Raw genomic sequence first — 20,978 nt, 5'->3', positions numbered from 1 at the left:
CCGTGAAGGTGGCCGTACAGTAGGCGCTGGCGTGGTAGCTAAAATTATCAAGTAAGTATAATAAAAGGCCATATTGGCAAAATACTTGAAGTTTATAAAGAGTGAGTGTTGTTATGACAATACTCACTTTTTTTATGACTTTTATCAAGGAATCACATTTTCAAATCAATTTTGTGTGATGACATTTCTGGATAGATAAAATAGTCTTCTGTTCTTAACATGAATAATTGTTTTGTAGCTATGAACAGCCTTTTTATTCGGTTATAGTAGCATTCTTTCATTTTTAACTTTTAACAGGTGTTTATATGACACAAACCACACATAAACGAGAAACATTCTCTGGGCGGAGAGCCTTTATTTTTGCGGCGATCGGCTCCGCGGTCGGGTTGGGAAATATTTGGCGTTTCCCTTATGTTACTTACGAAAATGGCGGGGGAGCCTTTATTATTCCCTATATTGTTGCCCTATTAACTGCGGGTATTCCATTACTTTTCTTGGATTATGCGTTAGGTCATAAATTCCGTGCATCCCCGCCGCTGGCTTATCGTAAACTCAAAACTACGTTTGAAACCTTTGGTTGGTGGCAAGTAATGATCAATGTCATTATCGGTCTCTACTATGCGGTTATTCTTGGCTGGGCAGCAAGCTATGCTTATTATTCTTTCAGCTCTGCATGGGGGAGTAACCCGGTCGATTTCTTCTTACATGAACATATTAAGATGGCAAGCGAAGTGGCATTAAGCTTGGATTTTGTTGACACGGTTGTCGGTCCGTTACTTGCCGTGTGGATTATCACGTTGTTGATTCTTTCTTTTGGCGTACAAAAAGGCGTAGCGCGTTCTTCCGTTATCTTCATGCCAATTTTGGTGGTCATGTTCATCACCTTGGTGGTTTATTCCCTGTTCTTACCGGGTGCAGAAAAAGGTCTTGATGCGTTATTCTCACCAAACTGGGACAAATTAGCTGACCCAAGCGTTTGGATTGCCGCATACGGTCAGATTTTCTTCTCGCTTTCCATTTGCTTCGGCATCATGTTGACTTATGCCTCTTACTTGAAAAAAGAATCGGATTTAACCGGCGCAGGTTTAGTAGTTGGCTTTGCTAACAGTAGCTTTGAAGTCTTGGCAGGTATCGGCGTATTCTCTGCGTTAGGGTTCATTGCTGTCGCCAACGGACAAGATGTCAGCGAAGTAGCAAAAGGCGGTATCGGCTTAGCGTTCTTTGCCTTCCCAACCATCATTAACCAAGCACCATTAGGTCAATTATTGGGCGTGTTATTCTTCGGTTCTTTAGTTTTCGCCGGGTTAACCTCTTTTATTTCCGTATTAGAAGTTATCATTGCGGCGGTACAAGATAAATTACGCTTACGTCGTGCACACGCAACATTCTTGGTGGGCTTACCAATGATGGTCGCATCTACCTTGTTGTTTGGTACGGCAGCCGGCTTACCAATGCTTGATACTATGGACAACTTTGTCAACATGTTCGGTATTGTTGCTGTGGCGTTCTTCTCTTTACTTTCCATTATCGTTACCGGCAGATTAAAAGAACTTGATGAACACTTGAACGAAACCAGTTCTTTCAAAGTCGGTGCAATCTGGAAAGCCTGCATTGTGGTTACCACCGGCGTATTAGCGTTCATGCTTTACAAAGAAGCCACCAAAGTATTGGCAAACGGCTACGAAGGCTATCCGGAATGGTTCGTTAACACCTTCGGTTGGGGCATGGCGATCGGCTTAGTCATCATCAGCTTCTTACTTTCCCGTTTACCGTGGAAACACTTAATGCAAAAACAAGGAGAAAATCATGACAACTAATGCAATTATTATGATGGCCATCGCGCTCATCATCATCTGGGGCGGATTGCTACTTTCCGTTATACGTTTACCAAAAGAGTAATTGATACGATTAAAAACGGCATCTCAGCCGAGAGATTTTTAAGTCTCATCGACTGAAGTGCCGTTTTTATTTGATGAAAAGTAGCGTCTTACTCAATTCATGCATAAATTATGCTTTTGCATACATTGTAAGTGAATTCAAACTAAATCAGAGAGTTCCTCCAATCCCTTTAAATTTCTCAACAAATGCGGCGATTTTTTGGAATATACGTTGTTTTATTGTGAGGTATTGTGGATTAAGCGGGCTCATTTTAGGGAGAGCATCATTTAAATCCGTGCCTTGTTCACTGGCGTATCCTCGTTTTAAAGATACGCTCATGTAACGTTTCGCGGCATCAATATTCAGTCCTTCACTGCTCATCAATTCATCGGCTTCTTGTTGTTGCTCTTTTTGGGCAAATTGGAAGAATGATTCAATAATGCCGGCTTTGTCGGCAATGTTATCCAAGTCGGTTTGATTAATAAAATCCACAATCAAACTTTCTTTTGCTCGGTTTCCTAGGCTTGCTCGAATGATAGATCGAATTTCATTAATCAGCTCAGCTTTGTTTTTCGTTTTCTTATTGTGTTCGAAAATCAATTCTAAAATGTAATCCAGATTGATTTCTTGGGATTTTAATAAATCCACTTCAAACACCACATCGTCCCAATCAATGGTCGATTTTGCTTTTTCCTCACCCTCTTTTTGATGACGGAGCCAATCGCGAATATCATTGTAAGTAGAGCGATAATTTTGAATATTACGTTCGCTCGGTATATCAATGGGGCGCATTTCAGCAAAAGCCTCATCCGTTAAATAATATTTTTCTTTAAAGGCTTCAACGGCTTTTTCATCCGTAGTATCAAGCGATTGGAAGGCTTGCAAAGCGGCGAATTCGTCATAATTTTGCAGAATATTTTCAACCCGCAAATATTCACCAAATAATTTCACAAAATCTTTCTTGTCTTTTTCCGTTTGAATTTCACTTGGGTCAGGAAATTTTTCTTTTAGCTCAGTCACAATATCAATATATCCACGGCAAGCAACACCGGCATCAGTAAAGCCTGCCATATATTGTTGATAACTTTTTTCCAGCACGACATTGCGTGTATTGGACTTACCGAAAAGCGTAATGGCATCAATGGTGTCTTGTTCTAAATCGCGGAAGGTTACGATGTTGCCAAAACTTTTAGTGCTGTTATAAATGCGGTTTGTACGTGAATAAGCTTGAATCAAACCATGGTAGCGCAGGTTTTTATCCACAAATAATGTGTTTAAGATCGGCGCATCAAAACCGGTTAAAAACATCCCAACGACAATCAATAAATCCACTTCTTTGTTTTTGACACGTTTGGCTAAATCACGGTAGTAGTTTTGGAAAGATTTACCATCCACATCGTAATTTGTTGCAAAATAGTTGTTGTAATCGTCAATGGCTGATTTTAAAAATTCTTTGGCAGTAGAATTCATCGCCTCGACTTCAAAACTTTCATCGGAAATATTCCCGATGGTGTCTTGTTCTTCATTGGCTGCAAAGGAAAAAATTGTCGCAATTTTAAGTGGATTTTTGACCGCACTTTGTAACCGTTTGAACGTTTCGTAATAGATTTTAGCCGCATCGACACTACTTACGGCAAACATGGCATTAAAGCCATTGTTGCCCGCATTAAAACGATGGGTTTTTTGTTTGAAATTATCTAAAACATATTGGGCAATTTGCTCGATACGTTTGGGCTGTAAAAAGGCTTGTTTCTTCTCAAGTGCGGTCAGTTTTTCAAGATTTTTTTCAGTTTCAATACTCTTAAATTGCGGGCGAACATCATTGTAATCCACTTTAAATTTCAGCACTTTTTCGTCACGAACCGCATCGGTGATAATGTAAGAATGAAGTTCAATGCCAAAGACACTTGCGGTGGTTTCTGCACCTAATGCGTTAGCGGGAAAAATCGGTGTGCCGGTAAAACCAAATTGATAGTATTTTTTGAATTTTTTTGTCAGATTTTTTTGCGCTTCACCAAATTGAGAACGATGGCATTCATCAAAGATAAAGACGACTTGTTTATCGTAAATTGGCAATTTATCTTCCGATTTCATCAGGTTATTGAGTTTTTGAATGGTGGTAACAATGATCTTATTGTCATCTTTTTCGATATTGCGTTTTAGCCCCGCCGTACTTTCCGAACCATTCACGCTATCCGGTGAAAAGCGTTGATATTCTTTCATGGTTTGATAGTCCAAATCCTTTCTATCTACTACGAAGAATACTTTTTCAATAAAGTCTAATTCCGTTGCAAGGCGTGCGGCTTTAAAGCTGGTGAGGGTTTTGCCTGAGCCGGTAGTATGCCAAATATAGCCTCCGCTTTCTTTATTGCTCCAATTTTTAGCCAAATAAGAACTTTTGATTTTCCATAAAATACGCTCGGTGGCGGCAATTTGATACGGGCGCATAATCAATAGGGTATCGGAAACATCAAACACGCAGTAATTCACCAACACATTAAGCAGGGTATGTTTTTGCAAGAAGGTCGCTGTAAAATCTTTTAAATCTTTAATTAAGGTATTTTTTGCCGTTGCCCAATTCATTGTGAAGTCGTAGCTGTTTTTATCACGCTTGGTGGTGTTGGCAAAATAGCGAGTATCTGTGCCATTAGAAATGACAAAAATCTGAATATATTTAAAGAGAGAGTTTTCTTTATTGAAGCTTTCTTTGCTGTAGCGGTGAATTTGGTTAAAGGCTTCACGAATCGCTACGCCACGTTTTTTCAGTTCGATATGCACAAGCGGTAAACCATTCACCAAAATAGTCACGTCATAACGATTGTCATAACTGCCGGTTTGTTCAAATTGATTGATGACTTGCAGGGCATTATTAGCAAGATTTTTCTTATCTAGCAGATAAATATTCTGAATGTGTCCATCATCAAACACAAAATCATAAATATAGTCATCATGAATTTTACGGGTTTTCTCAATCAGACTATCGCTCGGTTTATCCAAATACTCCTCTAAAAAACGTCGCCATTCCGCATCGGAGAAAACCACGTTATTTAAGCGTTGTAATTGAACCCGTAAGTTTTTAATCAACGCATCATGACCATTGATATCTTGCAAATACTCATACCCTTGCGCCCGTAAATCACGAATAAACTCACGCTCAAGACTCCCTTCCGTTTGATAACCGGCATTAGGCTCTTCCACAAGCTTATTATATTGATCTAAAACGATAAAATTATTGGATTCGGCGATAGTTTTGTATTGGGTCATGAGTGGTTCCTTAGTGCTTTTGCTTTTTCAGATCTTTTTGCCAATTTTCTAAAATTTCCAAATCTTCATTATCAGCCTGTATACGTTTTTGCTGTTTTCTGACTTGATCAAATAAGGCATATTGTTCTTTGGTAAAGGTTTCCATTTGTTTTGCAGTTCGGGTTCCATTGCCGATAAGCAACGGAAAACCGTTAAATTCAATCAAATTATCGACATTATTACGCCAGAAATTTAATGTGAGATCTTGACGGTTTTTAACACGTAATTCGGCACTTTCTAAAAAGATCATCACTAGACGATTCAAGGAATCTAATTCATCATTCGTTAAATAATTTTTAGCGACAATAATATCAGCTTTACGTACAACAGCACCTTTCCAAGAGGTGAGGCCCATATTAGGCAATTCAGCATTTGCACGCGTACAAATGAGTTCTGCTGCAGTTTGTTGTGTAATAGCATAGAGCAACTTATTTTGTGTCTCGGCAAAAAACATTTGAGTGACTTTATCTGTTTTATCGTAGTCACTGGATAATTTAAATAGCTCTCGTACTTTTTGATAAAATCGCAATTCACTGGCTCTAATTTCACGAATTTGTTCCAGTAATTCATCAAAATGATCAAATCGACCTTGCGGATTTTTTAACCGCTCTTTATCTAATAGAAAACCTTTATCTAAATAAGTACGTAATTGCGTATTCGCCCAACGACGAAACTGTACACCACGAGGACTACGCACACGAAAGCCGATGGCGAGAATCATATCAAGGGAATAATGTTTTACTTGATATTGCTTTCCATCTTGGGCAGTTATCAAGTAATCCTTGATAACTGAATTTTCGTCTAATTCATTGTCTTCTAATATATTTTTTATATGTAAGGCGATATTTTGTACAGAGGTGTCAAAAAGTTCCGCAAGCTGATTTTGAGTCAACCAAGCCTCATTTTCGACAACCAATAAAGCAACGTGAGATTTGCCGTCGTCGGTGTTGTAGATGATTAAGTCGTTCATTAGTTATTCCATAAAATTACAGTTGCTACTGAGCTATGAAAAATTTAATAACAATTCCCTGTAATACTCATACCGCTTTTGGCTTTGTTCAATCGCTAAAGGCAAGCCTTCGGTGATGGAATTGGTTAAGGTTTCAAATTTATCTAGGATTGAAACGATGCGTTGTTGTTCTCTGAGTGGAGGTAGTGCTATGGGATAGTTTTTGATAATTCCTGAATTTAAATCAGCACGAGCACCTTGTCCTAAGGATTTTAGTTTTTCATACTCTTTACAGACCCAATGAAAAACGTATCGATAATTTGCATATTCAGGAGCTATTTGTAAATTACAGCAGTGTTGATTAGTTGTTAAAGGTATTTTGTTAATCGCAGAGCGACCTGCAGTTGCTCCAGAGATAGCAACTATTACACAATTTTCAGGAATCCATTTAGCTGATGAATTATCTAATCCTTCTTGAGTTATTGCTACCTCTGTATCCCATATTTCATTAAATTGAACCTCTTGAGTCCTTAACCAAGGAATGTCTCCATTATAGTATTCATCCTTCGTAGATAAAGGCGTCCCTCCAGATGATACTTTTTTACAAGTTTCCCCTAAACATTTCCACTCAAACCCAACCTTTTCAAGTTCTTCTTCACTTAACAATTTTTCCCTATAGTATTCATACTGCTTCCGGCGTAGTGTAAGCTCGCTGGTAAGCTCGCTGGTAAGCGCTGTCAATGCGTCCAAAATTTTTACGATTTCGGTTTGGACGGGGAGTGGGGGGATGGGGATTTTGATTTTCTTAAATCTTGCTTTAGAAATATTGAATCTGGTTACTCCACTGGCTGATTTCACAATCTCTTTGCGAATAGAGAGTGTTCTAAATAGAAATTTAGAAAATTCAGGTAACAACTCTACATCATCATTAAATCTCAATCCAAATGAAAAACTATTTAAATAGATTTTTTGTTCTGTTTTTGTTGTAACAGCAGAAGACATACCTGCTTCTTCAGCGGTTTCCGAAGAACCAGTAAACAAGACATCTCCATATTTTATGGTATATTGTCTTTCATCATCAGACACATTTACGGCTTCAAGATTATTAAAATCAACTTCAATGTTATTGAAGATATTTTTGTAAGGTACATAAAGAGCATTTCCATTTTCAAAGTCAGCTTTGCCTTTTCCTGTTAGCCCACCATAAATAGAAGATATTTCATCGATCGTTTTCCACTCAACCTCAGCCCCATCCAATAATTTTTCTAAAAAAGTGCGGTTGTTTTTCATGGTGTTTTACCCCTCAATCTCCGCCACAATCTTGTCAATTTCCGCGCGCAAGCGGTTAATATTAGCAACGGTTTGTTTAATTTCTGTGTTAAGTTTATCGATATTAATCACTTCACGGGTGTCTTTTTGTTCCACATAAGAACTCACCGCAAGGTTATAGTCATTTTTGGCGATGTCTTCAAAGGACACGGATTTAGCCAAATGTGGCACATCTTCTTTATCGGCAAACAGTTTGAGAATTTGCTCAATATGTTCCTCTTCCAAAAGGTTGTTGTTGGTGGCGGATTTAAATAAACCGCTGGCATCGATAAATTGGGTTTGGGTATTAGGTTTATGTTTGGAAAGCACCAAAATATTCACCGCAATACTGGTGCCGAAAAAGAGATTGGGGGCAAGCGCAATCACCGTTTCCACATAGTTATTATCCACCAAATATTGACGAATTTTTTGCTCGGCACCGCCGCGATAAAAAATGCCGGGGAAGGAAACAATCGCCGCGCGGCCTTTTGCTGAAAGATAACTTAACGCATGCAAAATAAAGGCAAAGTCCGCTTTGGATTTCGGCGCAAGTACGCCGGCAGGGGCGAAGCGTTCATCGTTAATTAGCGTTGGGTCGTCAGAGCCAATCCATTTTACGGAGTAAGGCGGGTTAGAAACGATAGCATCGAAGGGTTTGTCATCACCAAATTGCGGATTCATTAAGGTGTTACCAAGGGCAATATCAAACTTGTCGTAGTTGATGTTATGCAAAAACATATTCATACGGGCAAGGTTGTAAGTGGTGTGATTAATTTCCTGCCCGAAGAATCCTTCTTCGATGATGTGTTCATCAAATGGTTTTTTCGCTTGTAACAATAAGGAACCGGAACCGGCAGCAGGGTCGTAAATTTTATTGACCTTGTCTTGTCCATATAAAGCCAATCGGGCAATTAGCTTGGAAACACATTGTGGCGTAAAGAACTCGCCACCCGATTTACCGGCATTAGCGGCATAGTTGGAAATTAAAAATTCGTAAGCATCACCGAATAAATCAATATGATTATCTGTAAAGTCGCCAAAATCTAGCTCGGCAACGCCTTTTAATACAGCAGCTAGACGGCTATTTTTATCGGCAACGGTATTACCCAAGCGGTTGCTGGTGGTATCAAAATCGGCAAATAAGCCTTTGATATCCTGTTCGGAAGGGTAGCCTATGGCGGAGTTTTCAATGTCGTTAAAGATTTGTTTTAATTCGGTGTTAAGATTTGGATTAGTGTTAGCATTCGCCACGACATTTTTAAATAATTGGCTTGGGTAAATAAAATAACCCTTGGTTTTTACCGCATCTGCTTTAATTTCTGGCGTGATGATGTCATCAGATAAATCGGCATAGTTCACACTTTTATCACCACCTTCAATATAGTTGGCAAAGTTTTCGCTGATAAAACGATAGAAAAGCGATCCAAGCACATATTGCTTAAAATCCCAACCATCAACAGCGCCTCGTACATCATTTGCGATTTGCCAAATACGGCGTTGAAGCTCTTCTCGTTGTTGAATTGCAGTGGCCATGATTGAAACTCCTTAGAAATCATTAAAACAATTGATAATTAAGGTGCTATTCTACCTGTCAATGAGGTATTTATAAATATTGATGAGATGATAATGCCCGTGAAATACGCTAGAAAATGACCGCACTTTTGGCGTGAAAAGTCTAGGTATCAGGGGATTGTTTTTATTCTGGAAGATTTTGTTTTATTGAGAAGGAAAAGAAAATGGCACGTTGTGCGTGGGCGGAGGGTTCGCCATTGTATCGGGATTATCATGATCACGAGTGGGGGAAGCCGCAATTTGATAGTCAGAAATTATTTGAGAAACTCTGTTTAGAAGGACAGCAGGCGGGGTTGTCGTGGATTACGGTGTTACAAAAGCGGGAAAATTATCGGCAGGCGTTTTACCATTTTGATCCGCAAAAAATTGCACAGATGACAGATGAAGACATAAATCAGTGTATGCAAAATGCCGGTTTGATTCGTCATCGGGCAAAGTTGGAGGCGATTGTGAAAAATGCCAAGGCGTATTTGGCGATGGAAAAGTGCGGTGAAAATTTTAGTCGTTTTATTTGGTCTTTTGTGGATGGCCAACCGCAGGTGAATGATGTGCCGGATTTAGCCATGGTGCCTGCTCAGACGGCTGTTTCCGCGGCGTTATCCAAAGCGTTAAAAAAGCGCGGTTTTGTGTTTGTGGGCCCGACCACCTGTTATGCTTTTATGCAATCGATGGGTTTGGTGAATGATCATTGGAATCATTGTCATTGTAAATAAGAATGGGGCAAATAACGCCGATTAACCCCTGTGATTTAGCCTGTTTTACAGTATAATCACGCTATCTTTGGTTGTAATGGTTGTTTACTCTCATGAAAAAGAATACTTACACGTTAATTTCGTTGTCAATTTTGACCGCACTTTATAGCGCCGAAAGCACGGCTGATTTAGCAAAGCAGTGTTTATACGGTGTGCCGCATTTTACCGGTGAAGTGGTGAGCGGAAATCCGAACGATTTGCCGGTGTATATTGAGGCGGATCAGGCGGAGATAACGCAGCCTCACAGTGGGATTTATAAAGGCCGTGTGGATGTTAAACAAGGCAATCGCCATTTACAATCTGCGGAAGTTGAGGTGCAACAACAGGGAAGCGGTGATAATGTGCAGCGTTACGCGTTTGCCCGTGGCGGATTCGATTATCGAGACAACCAAATCAATTTGTTGGGCGATGATGCCAAAATTCATTTAAATACCAAAGATACGGATGTTCGCAATGCACATTATCAATTAGTGGATCGCCAAGGCCGTGGGTCGGCAGAAAGCGTGGAATTGCGCGATGACTATCGTGTGATGAAAAATGCGACCTTTACCTCTTGTTTGCAAGATGATTATTCTTGGTCGATTTATGCCGATGAAATGCGTCAACACGTTAAAGAAGAGTATGCAGAAATGTGGCATGCCCGTTTTAAAGTACAGGGCGTGCCGGTGTTCTATACGCCGTATTTGCAGTTACCGATAGGCGACCGCCGTCGTTCCGGGTTATTGATTCCAACCTTGGGACATGGCAGTCGGGATGGCTATTTTTATGCTCAGCCGGTGTATTGGAATATTGCCCAGAATTTAGATGCCACGTTAACGCCGAAATATATGTCTCGTCGTGGTTGGCAGTTGAACAGTGAATTTCGCTATTTAACGACATTAGGCGAGGGACAAGTTGCCGGTGAATATTTGGGCGATGATCGATTAAAAGATTATGACAGCGAAAATCGTAAGCGTCATTTATTCTATTGGAAGCATAATGCGGCTTTTGCACGAGATTGGCGTTTGGATTTGAATTACACCAAGGTGAGTGATAAGCGTTATTTTAACGACTTTGACTCTGCTTATGGCAGCAGCACTGATGGGTATGCGGATCAAACCGGGCGAATTGCGTATTATCAACCCAATTACAATATTGCGATGTTCGTTAAGCAATTCCAAATTTTTGATGAAGTGGTTATTGGCCCTTATCGCGCTTTGCCTCAAATCGACTTTAATTATTATCAAAATGGATTATTCGGTAATAAAGTGGATTTTAAACTCTTTTCTCAAGCAGTCCGTTTTGACAATGATAGTGCGCAAATGCCGACGGCGTGGCGTTTCCATGGTGAACCGAGTGTCAATACAACCTTGTCAAATCGCTATGGCAGTATGAATTTGGAAGCGAAGCTTTATGCCACCCAGTATCAGCAAAAGAAAGGGCGGTCAGATAAGGCAGAGGACGTTGAATCGAGCGTCAATCGTATCTTGCCACAATTAAAAATTGACTTGCAGAGTGTTTTAGCCTCTAACCAAACCTTTATTTCGGGCTATACACAAACCCTTGAGCCGCGTGCGCAGTATTTGTTCCGCCCTTATAAAGATCAAAGCAATATCGGTTCTAAACTGAATTCACAGTATTTAGGATTCGGTTATGATTCTTCGCTATTACAACAAGATTATTTTTCGCTGTTTAATTCACGTCGTTATAGCGGCTTGGATAGAATTGCGTCAGCCAATCAAGTGACGTTAGGGGGAACCAGTCGATTCTTTGATGAAAATAAAGAAGAGCGGTTTAATATCGCCGTTGGGCAAACTTATTACCTTGAACCGTCACGAATTGATGAGAACCGTGATAACCGAACCGAAGGATCGTCTTCTTCATGGGCGATTGAAGCGAACTGGAAAATCAATGATCTGATGCGTTGGCGGGGAGGTTATCAATACGATCCTCAGCTGGGGCAGGTTTCTCTGGCGAACACCGGAATAGAATATAACCCGACAAAAAATAACATGGTGCAGTTAAATTATCGCTATGCCAGTAAAGAATATATTAACCAAAATTTAACGGCAGAAGCGAATCGCTATAATCAAGATATTAAACAACTTGGCGTTCAAGTCGGTTGGGAGTTAAGTGATCATTGGGCGATTGCAGGTCGTTATTATCAAGATTTAGCCCTTAAAAAACCGGTGGAGCAATACCTCGGCGTGCAGTATAACACCTGTTGCTGGAGTGTTGGTGTCGGCGCAAGACGTTATGTTACTAGTCGTCAGAATCAAAAAAATGATGACATCTTCTATGATCACGGTGTTGGTGTCACCTTTGAACTACGTGGGTTTAGCCATGATCATAAAACCGGTATAGAGAATATGATGAAAAAAGGCAAGTTGCCTTATTTGCAGGCGTTTAGCCTTTACTAATGATGAGAATGCCCTGACATGATCAGGGCATTTTTTGTTTGAGAGAGCGTTTAAGCGGCAAAGAAACGTCTGCGCATCATGAGGTAAAGCGTGCCTAGTATCAATAATCCAATCATGATGGAGGCAAACCAGAATAGGGATAAACCGAGCACGCTAAGCAGCATATCTGCCGTACCTTGGTATAAATGCAATCCCACGTTTGCCATGGATGCCAGTCCAAACGAGAATGCCCAAAATGAAACGGTGAAACCATTTTGAAAAATCCAAGGCAGTAAACGAATTAAGAACAATAATTGCAACACACCGTAACCGATAAGTAGCTTCACCAATAAATCGATTTCGCCACCATTTAACGCCAAATAAGTAGAACAACCCACAAAGGCCGGAGCAAGTTGAATGCCAATCGCCGGACGAACGGCAGGTGCGAGCGGCTCTAAATTGCGTAATCGATGCAAAATTGCCGGCTCAAGACTGAGCCATGAAAATACACCGGCACCGAAAAAGAGCATACCAACTTCGTTGTAACCTAAATAGCCTAATGCGGTACCGCTGACAAAATTGGTTGCCACTGTCGGCAAGTACATAATCGGTGTTGTGGCTTCCGCTTTATGAATACCGCGCCACAACCCGGCAGTACGGTAAGCAGCAAAAACCAACTGCCCGATGATACCCAATGTAATTAACCCAATAGACAATGAGAATTCATACGGCAATACTGCCAAGCCAATTAACATGGTGGTAATCGGAATCAAGCTGATAAAACAGCACTGAATTAAATTCTGCAATTCTGCTTTGGCCTGATGCGGGAAACGCCACCATTTCACGCCATACGCGGTGATAAAAATCAACCAAATTATCGTGGCTAAACCAAGCAAGGTTTCACCGACCCATGCCGGCAGTGCCACAGTGTGAGCACCATAACGCCAAGCTAAGCCTAATGCGGCTAACCCTAAAACGATACTGAAATAACTGACCGGAATAGGAAAAGGTTTTTGCTGTTCCATTAGTGAGCCTCAATTTGATAACACAAGTCTTGTTCAATCACGCGCAACAACAAATCAATATTGGGATGTTTTCCGACATTTTCGCGCGCATCTTGCGTATGTTCTCCGAAAAGTTGTAAGCCTTTTTGTGCTGAAGTGCGGTCTAATTTTCCGTTAAATTCTTGCGCTAAGGCATTGTACACGCGCAGTGAACCTAATTTGCCGGCTACGGCAGGAATGTGATGAATCACCGTGCCGTTATCCAAGATAGTTAATCCGGAAAGATGATCAATAGAGGGTAGTGTCTCTAATATTGTTTTAAAATCCATAAAATTTCCTTTGGTCATCGGTTAAAAAACTAACGAATGGCTTGTTGACTATCGATTTCGCCCTGCTTGCCGATAAAGCGGACTTCCGGTTGCAAGTGAATATCAAAACGTAGCGCCACAAGCTGATAAATATGATGAGCAAGTTCCACGACATCAGATGCCGTGGCATTGCCTTGATTAATCAATACTAACGCTTGTTGCTGATGTACTGCGGCGCCGCCGATTTGGAAGCCTTTCAAGCCGCATTGATCGATAAGCCAACCTGCGGCTAATTTTATGCTGCCGTCCGGTTGAGGAAAATGTGGGATCGTCGCATAGTTTTGTTGTAATCGCTCAAATTGTTGGGCTGAAACCACGGGGTTCTTGAAGAAACTGCCTGCGTTGCCAAATACGTTCGGATTCGGCAATTTACTTTGACGCACGGCACAAATTTCGGCAAAAACGTCCGCAGAAGTGACCGCACTTTTATCCAGATTGGCTAAATTGCCGTATTTCAGCACCGGTTTCCACGCCTTCGCCAATTTTAAGCCAACGGCAGTCACCACATAACCTTGAGCATATTTATGCTTAAAGATGCTTTCCCGATAACCAAATTCACATTCGGCATTGGTTAGGCGAAACAGCTCACCGGAGTGAAGGTTAATCACGTCCACATAATCACATACATCTTTAAATTCTACGCCATAGGCACCGATATTTTGAATCGGCGCAGACCCCGCACAGCCGGGAATGAGCGCCAGATTTTCCAAGCCATAATAACCCTGCTCGATGCTCCATCTCACCAAGTCATGCCACACTTCCCCACCATTAACATGTAAATAATGAAAATCCGCATCTTCCCGATGTTCAATGCCAAGCATACGATTAAGTAAGACGGCGCCGTCAAAATCCTCTATAAAAAGCACATTGCTGCCTTGTCCTAAAAAAAGCACCGGCAACTGTTCTGCCAAGCAGTCTTGCCAAGCCTGTTGCAATGCCGGAATCGAGTGAATCTCGATGATTTTTTTAGCTTTTGCAGGAAGAGAAAAGGTATGAAAAGGTTGTAAATTTTGCATGTATTCGTCCTTTTAAGATAAGGCGTGAGCCAGTGTGACTTTGACTTCTGTGCCGCCACTTGCTCGACGAGAAATTGTTAATTTGGCATTGAGTTGTGTACTGCGTTCTTGCATGATGTTTAAGCCGTAATGCCCGTCAGGTTCTTCCAAACTAGGAATGCCCACACCGTTGTCGCGCACAATGAGTTCGTATTCGCCATCTTCGTTTGTGTGCGCAATCACCTCAATTAAGGTACCCTGCGAATGTTTAATGGCATTCAATACCGCTTCACGCACAATTTGCAAGGCATTCACTAACTGCGGCGCATTAAAACTTTGCGATGGTAACGTACAATCTACGCTCATTTGCATGTCGGTTTGATTGCGTAAGGAATCAATCACTTGCTCCAATGCCAGTTTTAAATTCGCCTCCTGAATGGTTAAACGGAAGGTCGCCAGCAGTTCGCGCAACTGGCTATAACCATCGCTCAGGGCTTGTTCAAATTGTTGAATAATCGACAAACTTTTCTTTTTGGAATCCGGTTCGTCTTTGTTCAAGTTGTGTTTTAACAGGGTTAATTGAATTTGTAAAAAAGCCAACACCTGCGCCAAAGAGTCATGTAGCTCGCGGGCGATAATAGAACGCTCTTCCATTAACAACAATTGTTCTTGCTGACGTTGGGTTTTGTGGAAGTAGAGCGAACGGCTAAGCATTTGCGCCAAGTTATTCATGGTGCGCAAATCCGGGCAAGGCAACCCCGCTTGCCAATGCAGAATTGCCAAAGTTTCCCCTTCCATACTCACATCTGTTTGCTGACATTCGATTAACGGTTGTTTGGTTCCCAAGCAAATATTCCAATGTTCCGCATCCAACACTTTTAGTTCTAAATAACGCAAGTGTTCGCTGCTCATAATATTTTGCATCACCGTTTGCAAAATCTTGCCGTCAATATTGTTGGTGGTGACCAGTTGTGAACAGTGGTACAACGTGGTTAAAGAGCGGTTGGTTTGTTGCAACTTTTGTGTTTTTTCATTTACCGTTGCTTCAAGACTGGAATATAACTTACCCAATTCAGAGGACATCTTGGTGAATGTGCGCGCTAAATTGCCGATTTCATCTTCTTTATCTACATCTAATGGAATATGTTTAAATTGCCCCATTTGCACTTGGATACTGGCTTGTGTCAGCTGTTCCAATGGGCGCACAACTGCCTTACGGGTGTACCAATTCACATACGAAACCATCACAAAAATCAACAATAATGACAAAGCAATTACCCATACTGCCAAAATCCAACGCTGTTCGGCGGAATATTGCAATGCAGAGACAAATTGATCCACTTGCGCCACATAGTTGGCAATATCACGTTGATATTCAATGAAATTCTTTTGTCGCGCGAATGACTCCATTTTCTCCCAACGCATAATGAGATTGTCGTAAGAGGATTTCACGTCTTCAGACACAAAAAACTGGTGGTGGATATTCCGTAGCGATTGTGAATACAGACTTTCACGGTATTGCTGCAAGCCTTTTTCCACTAATTCCGGTTGATGCTCCATGTCGTACAATAGGCGATAACTTTGCATACGCAATGAGCCGGAGACATTAATGGCTTCGGCATACGATCTATTGCCCGCCATTAACGTAAAGCTTAAAGAGGCAATGACACCAACAAAGATAATAATCACAATGAGATAGTTGGCTATGCGGGTAGAAACGGAGTGTTTAATTTTAACCATAGAATATCTGTCTAAGTGCGTTGTGGGGATTAGACTGCACAGGCTCTCCCCATTTGGATAGGACGATGAGGAGAGCATGAAGTGCGGTCATTTTGGGCTGTCTTTTTAACGCAAGAAATAACGATAGGATTTACTGTCGGTAACATCTTGATAGACATAACCTAAGGTTTTCAAAGCGTGTTCAAATTCGCCGATATCGCATTGTTCCAATTGGAATCCGGCGAGGATATTGCCGTAGTCGGCACCGTGAGCGCGGTAGTGAAAAAGAGAAATGTTCCAGCGACCACCCAGCGTTTCAAGGAATTTTAATAATGCGCCTTTTTGCTCAGGGAATTCGAAGGTATAAAGGCGTTCGCCGTGATCAGCAACCCGTCCGCCCATTAAATAACGCACATGGGTTTTGGCGATGTCATCATCGGACATATCTTCTACATCGAAGCCGTTTTGTGTTAACTCTGCGATAATTTCTGCTTTTTCGGCTTCATTCGCGGTGCGAACCCCAGCGAAAATACAGGCTTTTTGGTCATCTGCGTAGCGGTAGCTAAATTCGGTCACTGCACGCGCACCAAGCGTATGGACGAATTTTAAGAAGCTGCCCGGCTGTTCCGGCATGGTGACGGCAAGCAAGGCCTCGCGGTTTTCACCGATTTCGCAACGTTCGGATACATAGCGGAGCGTATGGAAATTCAAGTTAGCGCCGGAGAGAATTGCCGCCATATTTTTGCCTTGAATATTGTGTTGTTTGACATATTTCTTCAAGCCGGCTAAGCCTAATGCCCCTGATGGCTCAGAGACGGCGCGGACGTTTTCAAACAGATCTTTCATCGCGGCACAGACTTCGTCGCTGTCCACCAGTACCATGTCGTCGAGGTATTGTTGGCATAGGCGGAAGGTTTCATCACCGATACGTTTTACCGCTACGCCGTCGGCGAATAAGCCAACGTGTGCTAAATCCGTCGGTTCGCCTTTTTCTAATGCGGCTGTCAGACAGGCAGAATCTTTGGATTCCACACCAATGACTTTAATTTCCGGCATAAATTGTTTGAGTAAAATCGCCACACCGGCAGCCAAACCGCCACCGCCTACTTGCACGAAGACATAATCCAAATCCGCCACTTGTTGTAACATTTCCATCGCTAATGTGCCTTGCCCGGCAATGACTAACGGATGGTCGAAAGGCGGAATAAACGTCATGTTTTTTTCTTTGGAAAGCGCAATAGCCTTGGCCTTGGCTTCATCGAAATTGGCACCGTGCAATAAAACCTCACCACCAAAACCACGCACCGCATCTACTTTAATGCTGGGGGTATTTTGTGGCATTACGATAAGGGCTTTTAAGCTAAGCTGTTTTGCTGATAACGCCACGCCTTGTGCATGGTTGCCGGCAGAGGCGGCAATCACACCTGCGGCTTTTTGTTCCGCCGATAGACTGGAAATCATGGCATAGGCGCCACGCAGTTTGAAACTGTTAACCGGCTGGCGATCTTCACGTTTGATCCAAATCGCATTATGCAGGCGTTCAGATAACTTATTCATTTTTTGTAATGGTGTTACCTGTGCCGCTTCGTAAACACGTGAGCCCAATTTGACGATGGCGTTAATATAATCGTTTTGGGTGGGATGAGGGGTGGTTAATAAGTTTTTCATGATGATGTTATATCGTAGATGTCGAGTATGATTGTGATGGCAAACAAGTGAAAGTGCGGTGGATTTTAGAAATGCTTTTAAAATTCACCGCACTTTTTGTTATTATCATTTTCCTTTTTTCACCCAGTAGCGATAGGGAAGTTGTTCGGTTTCGCTATGCAACAGGGTGTGATCCATAAATTGACAAAAACTGGGGATGTCTCGCGTTGTGGCCGGATCATCGGCTAACATTAAAAGCACATCACCGTTTTCTAAATGGCGAATATGCTTGCGGATTAACATGACCGGTTCAGGGCATCGCAGCCCGATAGTATCCAGTGTTTGGGTGATTGTAATGTTCTTCATTTTGGCTATTTGTTATAAAAAATTGCAGGTTATAATACAATAAAATACAGTATAAAATCAGCAAAATTCCTTAATGGCATGATTGAATATAGCATTCCTAAAAGTGCGGTGGATTTTACCGAAGAAATTAAAAAAAGCCGTTTTATTACCTATTTGCGCCACACGGAAGGTTTGGCTGAGGCGAAAGCCTTTTGGCATGAAATCAAGGCATTACACCCGAATGCCCGGCATTGGTGTTGGGCAACGGTGGCGGGCAAGCCCAATGATTCACAACAGCTCGGCTTTTCGGATGACGGCGAACCGGCAGGAACGGCAGGAAAACCGATGTTGGCGGCTTTACAAGGAAGCGGGTTAGGTGAAATTTGCGCAGTGACGGTTCGGTATTATGGTGGCATTTTGCTGGGGACCGGTGGCTTGGTCCGGGCTTATGGCGGCGGTGTTCAACAGGCGTTAAAGCGGTTAGACGTTACGACCAAAGTGGACTATTTGCGCTATCAAGTGCGGTGTGATTATAGCCAAATTCAGTGGCTACAAGCATTGTGCGAAAAATATGATGCGGTGGTTATCGAGCAAGATTTTCAGGCTGAAGTTACAGTAATGTTAGGGATTCGCTTAGATAAATTGCAGGCATTTGAACGGGAATTGACCGAAAAATCTGCCGGTAGATTATCTTTGGAACAGAGTGAGTAAGAGAGTTTTTAGTGCATTTTTTATCTATTTTACGCATTGTCGGCATTCTTGTGATGTGCTTTTCAGGCACAATGTTATTGCCGGCATTTGTCGCCCTGCTTTACGGAGACGGTGGCGGTAAAGCCTTTATTCAATCTTTTGTGATTAGCGCCATCGCTGGTGCGATTTTATGGTGGGCTTGCCATCATCATAAAGAAGAATTGCGTTCGCGAGAGGGGTTCTTGATCGTTGTGGCCTTTTGGGTCGTCATGGGCAGTTTAGGGGCGATCCCATTTATTTTATTTGACGATCCTGATTTAACCGTATCCTCTGCTTTTTTTGAGTCTTTTTCCGGTTTAACGACCACTGGTGCGACGAATATCATCGGTTTGGATAAGTTGCCGAAAGCGATTTTATTTTACCGCCAATTTTTACAGTGGTTAGGTGGTATGGGGATCATTGTGTTGGCTGTGGCGATCATTCCATTATTGGGGATCGGCGGCATGTCATTATATCGCGCCGAGATTTCCGGGCCGGTCAAAGAAAATAAAATGCGCCCGAGAATTACCGAAACAGCGAAAACATTATGGTTTATTTATGCTTCATTAACGACACTGTGCGCAATGGCTTATTGGTTAGCCGGAATGTCGCCATTTGATGCAATTAGCCACAGTTTCTCAACCGTTTCTATTGGCGGCTTTTCTACGCATGATAGCAGTATCGCGTATTTTAATAGTTCTGCCGTTAATCTGATTACCATTGCATTTTTACTCATTTCAGCCTGTAACTATGCCTTGCATTTCAACGCCTTTTCTCAAATTGGCAAAGGCAATATCCTGTCGAGCTATTTTCGTGATCCGGAATTTCGCTTTTTTATTTTTATTCAATTGGTGCTTATTGCAGTATGTTTTGTGATGTTGCTTGGGCATCATCGTTTTAATGATGATTGGCTACAAAATCTTGAACAATCGGCATTCCAATCGGTTTCCATTTCGACAACCGCAGGTTATACCACCTCAAGTTTCGATCAGTGGCCATTATTTCTTCCGATCTTATTATTATTCGCCTCTTTTATCGGTGGTTGTGCAGGATCGACTGGTGGCGGATTGAAAGTCGTGCGCGTACTTGTGCTTTATTTACAAGGTAAACGAGAGCTTAATCGCTTAATTCATCCGAATTTAGTCTATCCGATAAAATTGGGTAAACGTGTATTGGATGAAAGGGTGATTCAAAGTATTTGGGCGTTTTTTTCTGCCTATTTATTGGTCTTTGTCATTTGTTTACTTGGTGTGATTAGCTGTGGCGTTGAGACATTTGACGCATTCAATGCCGTCATTGCTTGTTTAAATAATCTTGGACCGGCACTGGGGTCGGTCAGCAGTAATTTTGTTGATATTCCCGACAGCGCCAAGTGGGTTCTCACGTTAGCGATGGTGTGCGGACGTTTAGAAATCTTCTCACTTTTAGTTCTATTTACACCGACATTTTGGAAATCTTAATGAAAACGCTCATTCTCTATTCCACACATGATGGACAAACCAAAAAAATAGCCAGTTTTATTGCAAATGTGATTAAAGAAAACGTGGAGATTAAGTCAATTCATGATGAATTCGATCTTCAAGCCTATGATCGTATTATGATTGGCGCCTCGATCCGCTACGGGCATTTTAATAAACTGCTGTATAAAATGTTAGAAAAACACACCGCACTTTTAAATCAGAAGACGACGGCATTTTTCGGCGTCAATTTAACGGCGCGAAAACCTGAAAAATCCACACCGGAAACTAATGTTTATGTACGCAAATTTTTGCAACGTATTACCTGGAAACCGACGATATCGGCAGTGTTTGCCGGCGCGCTGCTTTATCCGCGCTATAAGTTTTTCGATCGTATTATGATCCAATTGATTATGCGCATCACTGGCGGAGAAACAGATCCGACAAAAGAGATCGAATATACAGATTGGCAGAAAGTGCGGTCATTTTCTGAAGCGTTTTTGCAGATCAAATAAGCAAATTGTATTTTTTCTAACCTATCAAACATTTTTTTGAAAAAAACACTTGATCCTCA

At 41.7% G+C, this 20,978-nt stretch carries 17 protein-coding genes; 7 read left to right on the top strand and 10 right to left on the bottom strand.

The window, feature by feature from the left end; translation table 11 throughout:
- Positions 1–305 precede the first annotated feature (305 nt).
- Together Q0203_RS06790 and Q0203_RS06785 are read left to right on the top strand one after the other, a co-directional pair.
- Positions 306–1,817, top strand: a complete 1,512-nt coding sequence (locus Q0203_RS06790; RefSeq protein WP_297930697.1) for a sodium-dependent transporter — start codon at positions 306–308, stop codon at positions 1,815–1,817.
- Positions 1,807–1,899, top strand: coding sequence for a methionine/alanine import family NSS transporter small subunit (locus Q0203_RS06785; RefSeq protein WP_209363984.1), 93 nt, complete (start codon positions 1,807–1,809; stop codon positions 1,897–1,899). The genes Q0203_RS06790 and Q0203_RS06785 overlap by 11 nt, the downstream gene beginning before the upstream one ends.
- 147 nt (positions 1,900–2,046) lie before the next feature.
- Here Q0203_RS06785 and Q0203_RS06780 read toward each other — a convergent pair whose 3' ends face one another.
- The 4 genes from Q0203_RS06780 to Q0203_RS06765 are packed head-to-tail and all read right to left on the bottom strand — an operon-like array spanning position 2,047 to position 8,971.
- Entirely contained in the window at positions 2,047–5,142 is a 3,096-nt protein-coding gene (locus Q0203_RS06780) for a type I restriction endonuclease subunit R (protein ID WP_297930695.1), read from the bottom strand.
- A 10-nt stretch (positions 5,143–5,152) separates the two neighbouring features.
- Positions 5,153–6,151 (bottom strand): virulence RhuM family protein, encoded by a 999-nt coding sequence (locus Q0203_RS06775; protein ID WP_297930693.1) that lies wholly within the window; start codon positions 6,149–6,151, stop codon positions 5,153–5,155.
- Between the two features lie 33 nt (positions 6,152–6,184).
- Positions 6,185–7,420 (bottom strand): restriction endonuclease subunit S, encoded by a 1,236-nt coding sequence (locus tag Q0203_RS06770; protein WP_297930691.1) that lies wholly within the window; start codon positions 7,418–7,420, stop codon positions 6,185–6,187.
- Between the two features lie 6 nt (positions 7,421–7,426).
- The gene (locus tag Q0203_RS06765; RefSeq protein ID WP_297930689.1) at positions 7,427–8,971 is read right to left on the bottom strand and encodes a type I restriction-modification system subunit M; all 1,545 of its coding nucleotides are present in this window, start codon (positions 8,969–8,971) and stop codon (positions 7,427–7,429) included.
- 203 nt (positions 8,972–9,174) lie between these two features.
- Between Q0203_RS06765 and Q0203_RS06760 the strand changes: the two genes are divergently transcribed.
- Positions 9,175–9,723 (top strand): DNA-3-methyladenine glycosylase I, encoded by a 549-nt coding sequence (locus Q0203_RS06760; protein ID WP_297930687.1) that lies wholly within the window; start codon positions 9,175–9,177, stop codon positions 9,721–9,723.
- A 92-nt stretch (positions 9,724–9,815) separates the two neighbouring features.
- On the top strand, positions 9,816–12,161 hold the full coding sequence (gene lptD / locus Q0203_RS06755; RefSeq protein WP_297930685.1) for an LPS assembly protein LptD: 2,346 nt from the start codon (positions 9,816–9,818) through the stop codon (positions 12,159–12,161).
- Between the two features lie 50 nt (positions 12,162–12,211).
- Here the strand turns inward: lptD and tehA are convergent, their stop codons facing one another.
- The 6 genes from tehA to tusA form a co-directional block, all read right to left on the bottom strand.
- Positions 12,212–13,165 carry a dicarboxylate transporter/tellurite-resistance protein TehA gene (tehA, locus tag Q0203_RS06750; RefSeq protein ID WP_297930683.1) on the bottom strand — a complete coding sequence of 318 codons (954 nt, stop codon included), beginning with the start codon at positions 13,163–13,165 and terminating at the stop codon, positions 12,212–12,214.
- A complete protein-coding gene (locus Q0203_RS06745) occupies positions 13,165–13,473 on the bottom strand; it encodes a DUF2322 family protein (protein WP_297930680.1) in 309 nt (102 codons plus the stop codon). Before Q0203_RS06745 ends, tehA begins: the two co-directional genes overlap by 1 nt.
- A 29-nt stretch (positions 13,474–13,502) precedes the next feature.
- Positions 13,503–14,528 carry a UDP-N-acetylmuramate dehydrogenase gene (gene murB / locus Q0203_RS06740; RefSeq protein WP_297930678.1) on the bottom strand — a complete coding sequence of 342 codons (1,026 nt, stop codon included), beginning with the start codon at positions 14,526–14,528 and terminating at the stop codon, positions 13,503–13,505.
- Positions 14,529–14,540: 12 nt separating this feature from the next.
- A complete protein-coding gene (gene narQ, locus Q0203_RS06735; RefSeq protein WP_297930675.1) occupies positions 14,541–16,247 on the bottom strand; it encodes a nitrate/nitrite two-component system sensor histidine kinase NarQ in 1,707 nt (568 codons plus the stop codon).
- 105 nt (positions 16,248–16,352) lie between these two features.
- On the bottom strand, positions 16,353–17,894 hold the full coding sequence (gene ilvA, locus Q0203_RS06730; protein WP_297930672.1) for a threonine ammonia-lyase, biosynthetic: 1,542 nt from the start codon (positions 17,892–17,894) through the stop codon (positions 16,353–16,355).
- A 105-nt stretch (positions 17,895–17,999) separates the two neighbouring features.
- A complete protein-coding gene (tusA, locus tag Q0203_RS06725) occupies positions 18,000–18,239 on the bottom strand; it encodes a sulfurtransferase TusA (protein WP_021615402.1) in 240 nt (79 codons plus the stop codon).
- 78 nt (positions 18,240–18,317) lie between these two features.
- Between tusA and Q0203_RS06720 the strand changes: the two genes are divergently transcribed.
- Genes Q0203_RS06720 through hemG form a run of 3 tightly spaced genes read left to right on the top strand, consistent with a single transcriptional unit; the run spans position 18,318 to position 20,919 of the window.
- Complete coding sequence (locus tag Q0203_RS06720; protein WP_297930670.1) at positions 18,318–18,929, top strand: YigZ family protein; 612 nt, start codon at positions 18,318–18,320, stop codon at positions 18,927–18,929.
- A gap of 11 nt (positions 18,930–18,940) precedes the next feature.
- The gene (locus Q0203_RS06715) at positions 18,941–20,407 is read left to right on the top strand and encodes a TrkH family potassium uptake protein (RefSeq protein WP_297930667.1); all 1,467 of its coding nucleotides are present in this window, start codon (positions 18,941–18,943) and stop codon (positions 20,405–20,407) included.
- Positions 20,407–20,919, top strand: coding sequence for a menaquinone-dependent protoporphyrinogen IX dehydrogenase (gene hemG / locus Q0203_RS06710; protein WP_021615399.1), 513 nt, complete (start codon positions 20,407–20,409; stop codon positions 20,917–20,919). The genes Q0203_RS06715 and hemG overlap by 1 nt, the downstream gene beginning before the upstream one ends.
- The last annotated feature ends 59 nt before the right edge of the window (positions 20,920–20,978 follow it).

This window comes from uncultured Aggregatibacter sp. (assembly GCF_938046485.1).
In the GTDB taxonomy this organism is placed as follows: domain Bacteria; phylum Pseudomonadota; class Gammaproteobacteria; order Enterobacterales; family Pasteurellaceae; genus Aggregatibacter.
Note: the sequence above shows the minus strand (reverse complement) of the source record. Positions and strands in the feature narration are given on the sequence as shown.